At 47.2% G+C, this 7,187-nt stretch carries 7 protein-coding genes and 1 other RNA gene; all 8 read left to right on the top strand.

Annotated features, from left to right (window positions below):
• Positions 1 to 1,585 (top strand): menaquinone biosynthesis decarboxylase (locus Q0200_RS02080; protein WP_297937147.1); only part of this gene is annotated, 1,585 nt, incomplete at its 5' end.
• 100 nt (positions 1,586 to 1,685) lie between these two features.
• Positions 1,686 to 2,519, top strand: coding sequence for a thiamine-phosphate kinase (locus Q0200_RS02075; protein WP_297937145.1), 834 nt, complete (start codon positions 1,686 to 1,688; stop codon positions 2,517 to 2,519).
• Entirely contained in the window at positions 2,497 to 3,621 is a 1,125-nt protein-coding gene (truD, locus tag Q0200_RS02070) for a tRNA pseudouridine(13) synthase TruD (protein WP_297937143.1), read from the top strand. Before Q0200_RS02075 ends, truD begins: the two co-directional genes overlap by 23 nt.
• A gap of 346 nt (positions 3,622 to 3,967) precedes the next feature.
• Positions 3,968 to 4,606 (top strand): nucleoside recognition domain-containing protein, encoded by a 639-nt coding sequence (locus tag Q0200_RS02065; RefSeq protein ID WP_297937141.1) that lies wholly within the window; start codon positions 3,968 to 3,970, stop codon positions 4,604 to 4,606.
• The gene (locus Q0200_RS02060) at positions 4,603 to 5,067 is read left to right on the top strand and encodes a YjiG family protein (protein ID WP_002950687.1); all 465 of its coding nucleotides are present in this window, start codon (positions 4,603 to 4,605) and stop codon (positions 5,065 to 5,067) included. Before Q0200_RS02065 ends, Q0200_RS02060 begins: the two co-directional genes overlap by 4 nt.
• Positions 5,068 to 5,077: 10 nt before the next feature.
• Positions 5,078 to 6,196, top strand: a complete 1,119-nt coding sequence (locus tag Q0200_RS02055; RefSeq protein ID WP_297937137.1) for a M20/M25/M40 family metallo-hydrolase — start codon at positions 5,078 to 5,080, stop codon at positions 6,194 to 6,196.
• A gap of 234 nt (positions 6,197 to 6,430) precedes the next feature.
• Complete coding sequence (locus Q0200_RS02050; protein ID WP_185898507.1) at positions 6,431 to 6,640, top strand: alkylphosphonate utilization protein; 210 nt, start codon at positions 6,431 to 6,433, stop codon at positions 6,638 to 6,640.
• A 148-nt stretch (positions 6,641 to 6,788) separates the two neighbouring features.
• An RNA gene (gene rnpB / locus Q0200_RS02045) (RNase P RNA component class A) lies at positions 6,789 to 7,114 on the top strand.
• Positions 7,115 to 7,187: the final 73 nt, after the last annotated feature.

The raw sequence follows: 7,187 nt of genomic DNA, 5'->3' as shown, positions 1-7,187 counted from the left end.
CGTGCAGCCTGACAAGATCGCGGACGAGATAGAAAAACTTTTAAAACCTAAAAAGCCTAAGGGCATTGGCGAAAAGCTAAATTTTGCCGCGTATTTGTTTGAGATGAGAAAAATTTTTACCAAACGCCTAAAAACTCGCGGCGAGTGCCAAGAGATCGCGTATTTCGGCGATGCGGCGGATTTAAATTCGCTTCCCGCGCTAAAAACATGGTCGCTTGACGGCGGCGCCTTTATCACGATGGGGCAGGTCTATACGCAGAGTCTGGACGGCGAACTGCAAAACGTCGGCATGTACCGCTTGCAAATTTATGGTAAAAATCGCCTCGGCATGCACTGGCAGATACACAAAGACGGCGCTAATTTTTTTAACGAATACAAGCGCGCTGGTCATAAGATGCCAGTCTCTGTGGCGATCGGTGGCGATCCGCTATATATCTGGTGCGGTCAAGCGCCGCTGCCAAAGGGTGTCTTTGAGCTGCTACTTTATGGCTTTATCCGCAAAGAGCCAGCAAAGCTAGTAAAGTCGCTCACTAATGAAATTTACGTCCCGCAAGACGCAGACTACGTGATAGAGGGCTTTGTCGATACGACTAAGAGCGAGCTTGAGGGGCCATTTGGCGATCACACCGGCTTTTACACGCCAGTGGAGCCATTTCCAGTGATGGAGGTCACGGCGATAACGAGCAAGCGTGAGCCCGTATTTCACGCGACCGTGGTTGGTAAGCCACCGCTTGAGGATAAGTATATGGGTTGGGCGACTGAGCGCATTTTCTTGCCGCTTTTGCGAACGACAGTGCCAGAGCTGCTGGACTACAATATGCCTGAAAACGGCGTCTTTCACAACCTGATCCTAGCTAAGATAAACGCCCTTTATCCAGCGCACGCAAAGCAGGCGATGCACGCATTTTGGGGCGTGGGGCAGATGAGCTTTGTAAAGCACGCGGTTTTTGTGGGCGAGGATGCGCCAAATTTGAGCGATTATGACGCGCTTACGGAGTATATTTTAAACCGTTTCGGCGATAAAAGCCTGCTAATCAGCGAGGGCGTGTGCGATCAGCTCGATCACGCGAGCCCGAACTCGTGCTTCGGCGGTAAGCTCGGAATCGACGCGACGCAGGACTTTTCGACGCCTGCGCCGGTGCTTTTGGATGACGCCGTGCTACTGGCTAAATTTAAAGAAGTAGAGCCAAATTTAACGCAGCTCGTGCAGTTTAAAACAAATACCAAAACTCCGATTTGCGTCGTCAAATTTGATAAAAACCGCCTCGTAAAAGAGGTTTTTGAAGAGCTTTTGAAATTTAAAGAGTACTTTAAGATACTCGTTTTCGTCGGTCCCGAAAACCGCCCGGAAAACCCGTATATGCTGCTTTGGCGCGTGACTAATAACATCGACGCCTTGCGCGATATCTACGTGCGCGATGGCACGGTCTGTATCGACGCCACTGCAAAAGGCGAGGCCGAGGGCTACACGCGCGGCTGGCCGCTACAAACCGACTGCGACCGCGACGTCGTGGCAAATTTAATCAAGCGCGGCATAGTAAAAGACGAACCGGAGCTGTTTAGTAAATTTGAGATTTTCGGATAAAATTTAAACTCGGCAAATTTGAGAGGCTAAATTTGCCGAGCCGCTTAAATAAATTCGTTTTTCAAGCGCCTTTTTAGCCCGAATTTTATAAAATCGCAAAATGGATAAAGAACGCCTAATAATCGATAAATTTAGCAACTCCTTCATCGGCGACGACGGCGCTGTGGTGACGCATGAGCGCGGCAAATGGGTGTATAGCAAGGACCTTTTTTGCGAGGGAACGCACTTCCTGGCAGGATGGCTAAGTATGGAGGAGATCGCGCGCAAGGCGATGCTGGTAAATCTCTCCGACGCCGTCGCGATGAACGCCGAGCCTAAATTTGCGCTTTTAGGACTTGGGCTACCCAAAAATACGAGCGCGGCGCAGATCTCGGCGCTACGCAAAGGATTTGCGGACGTTTGCGATGAGTACGGCGTGACTATCATCGGCGGCGACACGATCGGTAGCGATAAAATTTTACTTAGCGTTACGATTATCTCGCGGCTTTTCGGTAAAGCGGTCTTACGAAGCGGAGCAAAAAAGGGCGATCTGGTTGCTTTTACGGGCGAGCTTGGAGGCAGTTTAAAAGGGCTTAGGACGCTTTTAAACGGCGGGCGTGTCGCGTCAAATTCGCGCTTTAAAAGGCCTATTTTAAAAGATAAATTTTTCTACGCCGCAGCAAGCAAGATAAACGCCGCTATGGACGTTTCAGACGGGCTTGGAGCTGATCTGGCCAAGCTTTGCGCGCAGAGTTGGTGCGGGGTAAAATTTAGCAAGCGGCTAAGCAAACGCGAGCTAAATAGCGGCGAGGAATACGAGATTTTATTTACGTTTAGTCCGAAAAACCGCGCCAAAATCTTAAGCCTAGCACGCAAAACCCGCACGAAAATCACGATTTTTGCCAAAATCACGAAAGGAAAATTTAAAAGCAATGCAAGAAACCACCATTTTTAAGCCTCTCTACGCGCTCACTCACGCGCCCATTAACGCGTATTTTAGTAAAAACTCGGACGATTTTGTGGTGCGCGAGATCCCGCTTTACGCATTTAGCGGGCAGGGCGAGCACCTCATCGTTGAAATTTGCAAAAAAGATATGACGACGCAGGAAGCCTTGCACGCTCTAAGCGAGGTTAGTGGCGTAAAGATGCGAGATTTTGGCTACGCGGGGCTAAAAGATAAGCAAGGCATGACGACGCAGTTTATCTCGATGCCGCGTAAATTTGAGTCTACGCTAGTAAATTTTAGCCACGAAAAGATGAAAATTTTAAGCCTCGCCGCGCACGACAATAAACTTCGCATCGGGCACCTAAAAGGCAACAGCTTTTTTATCCGCCTAAAAAAAGTGATGCCAAGCGAGGCTGCCAAGCTTGAACAAGCCGTGCGAAATGTGGGCGAGGCAGGATATCCAAACTACTTTGGTTATCAGCGTTTCGGCAAATACGGCGACAATGCGCAAAGCGGGCTGGAGCTGCTAAAATCCGGTACCGTAAACGGCAAAAAGAGTAAAAATCCAAAGCTAAACGACTTTTTGATCTCGGCATATCAAAGCGATCTTTTTAACCGCTGGCTTAGCAAACGAGTTGAAATCTCGAGATTTGCGCAGGACTTTAGCCTAGGCGAGCTAGGTCAAATTTACCCTTATCTTGACGGCGCGATTTTGAAAAATTTAAAATCGCAAAAAAGATTTTTTAAGCTGATAGAGGGCGAAGTTTTGGGGCATTATCCGCACGGCAAGTACTTTTTGTGCGAGGATTTGGACGCGGAGGGCGCGCGCTTTGACGCTAGAGATATCACTAGCTGCGGGCTGATCGCGGGCGCGAAGGCGTACGAGGCGCAGGGCGCGGCGAGGGCGGTAGAGGATCAAATTTTCGCGCAGGCAAATGAATATAAAGCTAAAATGACCGGCTCGCGGCGCTTTGCGTGGTGTTATCTAGAGGATGTCGGTTACAAATACAACGAGGAAAAGGCGCACTTTACGATAAATTTCACGCTGCAAAAAGGAAGTTACGCGACGGTGGTGCTGGAGGAAATTTTACACAAAAATATCTTTGAGTAGGGCGGCGGCTCGTCTTGCGAGCGTTTCTAAATTCTTTTTGTTCTGCTTTGCTCGCAACTACAAGTAGAGCGTAAATTTCACCATGTTTAAATTTGACTAGATGAGCGCTTGCCTTGTTTTTTGTCAAATTTCAGCTAGCTTACTTCATGCCTCGCGCTCGTATTATTAAAGCTACAAATTTACGGTTATTTTTATTAAATTTGATTGGGTTGAAATCAAAGTATCTAAAAGTAACATTAACTAAAATAACTAAATATTATTCATTATCTTAATCTCCTTTTTACTCATTCCTAAGGTTCGCGACTGTATATTACCTATGTATTTACTTTATTTTTAAGGAGGCTTTATGCAAGAGGCAAACGACGGCAAAAAGCTAGCGATCGGCACCGTTGCCTTGATCCTAGCTATCGTCTTTTTCGGCGGTTTCTTAAAGGATGTCGCAGGCGGTATTTTTGATTTCGGTAAGCTAACCGGACAGTTTCCGGAGTGGTTTAAAACCGCAGGCGGCACAAGCGCAAAGGGCGGTTTTATATTTGCACTTAGTCTCGTTCCCGCGATCATGCTCGCTCTTGGGTTCGTCGCGATATTTGAGAGATATTACGCACTTTACGCAGCTTCGCGTTGGCTTACTCCCGTGCTAAAGCCTCTCATCGGTATACCAGGATGTTGCTCGATCTCGCTTATAGCTAGTACGCAAAGCACCGACGCAGGTAGCTCTACGGCAAAGTTTTTACGCCAAGACGGCAAGATCACGCACAAAGAACTTTTGATATTTGCCGCATTTCAGTTTAGCGCGGGCGCGATGATCACGAATTTCCTAGCGTCTTTCGCTCCGTTGCTTACGGTAGCCGATAAAAATGGAGCCCTAGCGCCTATATCTATCGCGGCGGGCCTAGGAATTATTTTGGTGTTTAAGGTATTTGGAGCAAATTTGATGAGACTTTACGTTAAAAAATTCGTAAAAGACGGGGAGACTGAAGTATGAGTGAGCAAGCTAATAATAAATTATTAACCGACGTTTTCGTAGAAGGCGCTAGGAAGGGCTGGGATATCGCCGTTCACAACACTATCCCAAACGTCCTTATGGCTTTTGTAATCATCCACATCCTAAAAGTCTCTGGCGCGCTTGATATCATAGGCAAGTATCTTGGCTTTGTTATGCTGCCGCTTGGGCTTCCTGGCGAGTCTATAGCGGTGATCATGGCGGCGTTTCTTAGCTGGGGCGGGTCTGCGGGCGTGCTAGTGGCGCTAGTTCAGGGCGGCACTCTAACGGCTCCGGATATCGCAGTACTGATCCCGGGCATGGCGCTAGTAGGCTCTACGGTGCAATATATGGGTCGCGTGCTAGGCGTACTGGGCATCCCTGGCAAGCACTACTTGGTACTATTTGGTATATGTATCCTAAACGCCTATCTGGCGATGTTCGTGATGAGCCTCATCGTATAAAGGACTATCTATGAAACAAGAGGAGCTGAAGCAATATCTAGCCGAACTAAAGGAGCTAACCGATATCGAGAGTCCTACGGCTAGTATAGAGGGCGTAAACAGCGTCGCAAAGTGGTTTATGAATAAAGCTGATAAGCTCGGTCTAAAGCATGAAAAGGTCGCGCTTGGCACCGATAAGGTCGCCGACTGCCTGCTAATTTCAAACAACCCGAATGCGGCGAAATTTGACGTGCTTTTCGTTGCGCACATGGATACGGTTTTCCCTGTTGGTTCGGTGCAAAACACCCCTTTTACCCAAAATGAGGGCAGGGTAAAGGCGCTAGGCGTCATTGACGACAAGGGCGGCGCGCTGCTATCGCTCTACGTCATCAAGGAGCTTGATCTTAGTAAAATCAACGTCGCTTTGTTTCTAAACTCGCACGAGGAGACGGGGTCAAATTTTGCCAAAGAAAAGATCCGCGAATACGCTAGAAAGTCTAAATTTTGCCTCGTGATGGAGCCTGCTCGCGAGGACGGCTCGATGGTGGCTACTAGAAAGGGCGTGATGTCTTACGTGATCGAGTTTTACGGCGTGGGCGCGCATGCTGGCAATCATCCCGAGCTCGGCCGTTCGGCGCTCGTAGAGGCGGCAAATTTCGTAGTCGAACTATCAAAGCTGACCGATTTTGCGGCAGGACATACCTTTAACTCCATCATCACAAACGGCGGCACCGCGCAAAACGTCGTGCCCGAGTTTGCCAGCGTGACCTGCGAGATGAGGTATAAATTTGCCTCCTCGGTCGAGTTTTTTAACAAAAAGCTGGACGAAATTCTAAGCAAACCTTTTATAAACGGCGTAACTCACAAAAAGACGTTAATCAACGAAGAAGCGCCGATGATAGACGAGCAAAATTTGCCGAGGATCAAGGCGATATTTGACGAGGTCGCCAAAGAAACAGGCGCGAAGGTGAGCTGGGTGGACGCTGGTGGTCTAAGCGACGGCAACATCACGGCCTCGGCAGGTTGCCCTACGATCGACGGGCTGGGGCCAACCGGCGGAAATATGCACACCAAAAACGAGTACATGGACGCTAGTTCCGTAGTGCCTAAGTGCAACCTAGTGCTAGACGTCATCAAAAAGCTTGTTTAAATTTAATGGCAAAAGGGTCAAATTTGGCTCTTTTGCCCTAAATTTTAAAATTTGAAAGCCTTGAAACTTTGTTTAAATTTTAGAGGCGATTTTTCTACGCAGACTTATCACAATATTGTCCAAATATAATCAAATTATCAACTTTATTTAACGATACGAAGTAAATTTAGCGGCTTAGATTTTACTTTTTGCTTATTTTTTAGTAAAATGAGCGCTAAATTTAAAGGAGAAAATATGCCAAAAGACGCAAACGGTACCGAGCTAAACGCCGGAGATAACGTAACTCTAATCAAAGATCTAAAAGTAAAAGGCGCGGGCGCTACGCTAAAGCGCGGAACCATGGTAAAAAACATTAAGCTCACGGACGACGACAAAGAAATCGAAGGCAAAATCGATAAAATGGGCGTTATCGTGCTAAAGACGGAGTTTTTAAAGAAGGCTTAATCTCGTCTATGAAAAACGCAAATTTGACGCGAGATCGTTAAATTTGCGTGCCTATAAAACCTCGATATACGCGTATTTTTATTTGTTTCAAAGGGCGCAAAATCACATCCAAGCTATCCTTAAACCCGAAAAAGTTATAATCGCGCCTAAGGTATGGCAAGTGATTGCTTTTGCGTAGGCAAAAGAGGAAAGTCCGAGCTGCAATAAGACGGAGTTCCATCTAACGGATGGCTGGGGCGACCCAAGGGATAGTGTAACAGAAAGCAAACTGCCGCTTCGGCGGTAAAGGTGAAACGGCGGAGTAAGAGCCCACCGGCACGCTTGGTAACTTGCGTGGCCATATAAACCCAACTTGCAGTAAGAAGGGATGGTTTTGGTCTTATATTAAAACCCTTCGCTAGAGCTTGTTTGTAAAAGCAAGAGTAGATAAATGATCGCTCAAGACAGAACTCGGCTTAACGCCGTGCCTTCCTTAAATTTAGAGTAAATTTCAAGTAGCAAGTAGTTGGTAAATTTAAACGATTTTCAAGACAAAACCAGCAAATAT

Source organism: uncultured Campylobacter sp., assembly GCF_938045225.1.
In the GTDB taxonomy this organism is placed as follows: domain Bacteria; phylum Campylobacterota; class Campylobacteria; order Campylobacterales; family Campylobacteraceae; genus Campylobacter_A.
Note: the sequence above shows the minus strand (reverse complement) of the source record. Positions and strands in the feature narration are given on the sequence as shown.

Bases quoted from the DNA above. Each gene is read 5' to 3' on its own strand.
- Q0200_RS02060 (WP_002950687.1), top strand. From the start codon at position 4,603: ATGAGTGAGCAAGCTAATAATAAATTATTAACCGACGTTTTCGTAGAA.
- Q0200_RS02075 (WP_297937145.1), top strand. From the start codon at position 1,686: ATGGATAAAGAACGCCTAATAATCGATAAATTTAGCAACTCCTTCATC.
- truD (WP_297937143.1), top strand. From the start codon at position 2,497: ATGCAAGAAACCACCATTTTTAAGCCTCTCTACGCGCTCACTCACGCG.
- Q0200_RS02065 (WP_297937141.1), top strand. From the start codon at position 3,968: ATGCAAGAGGCAAACGACGGCAAAAAGCTAGCGATCGGCACCGTTGCC.
- Q0200_RS02055 (WP_297937137.1), top strand. From the start codon at position 5,078: ATGAAACAAGAGGAGCTGAAGCAATATCTAGCCGAACTAAAGGAGCTA.
- Q0200_RS02050 (WP_185898507.1), top strand. From the start codon at position 6,431: ATGCCAAAAGACGCAAACGGTACCGAGCTAAACGCCGGAGATAACGTA.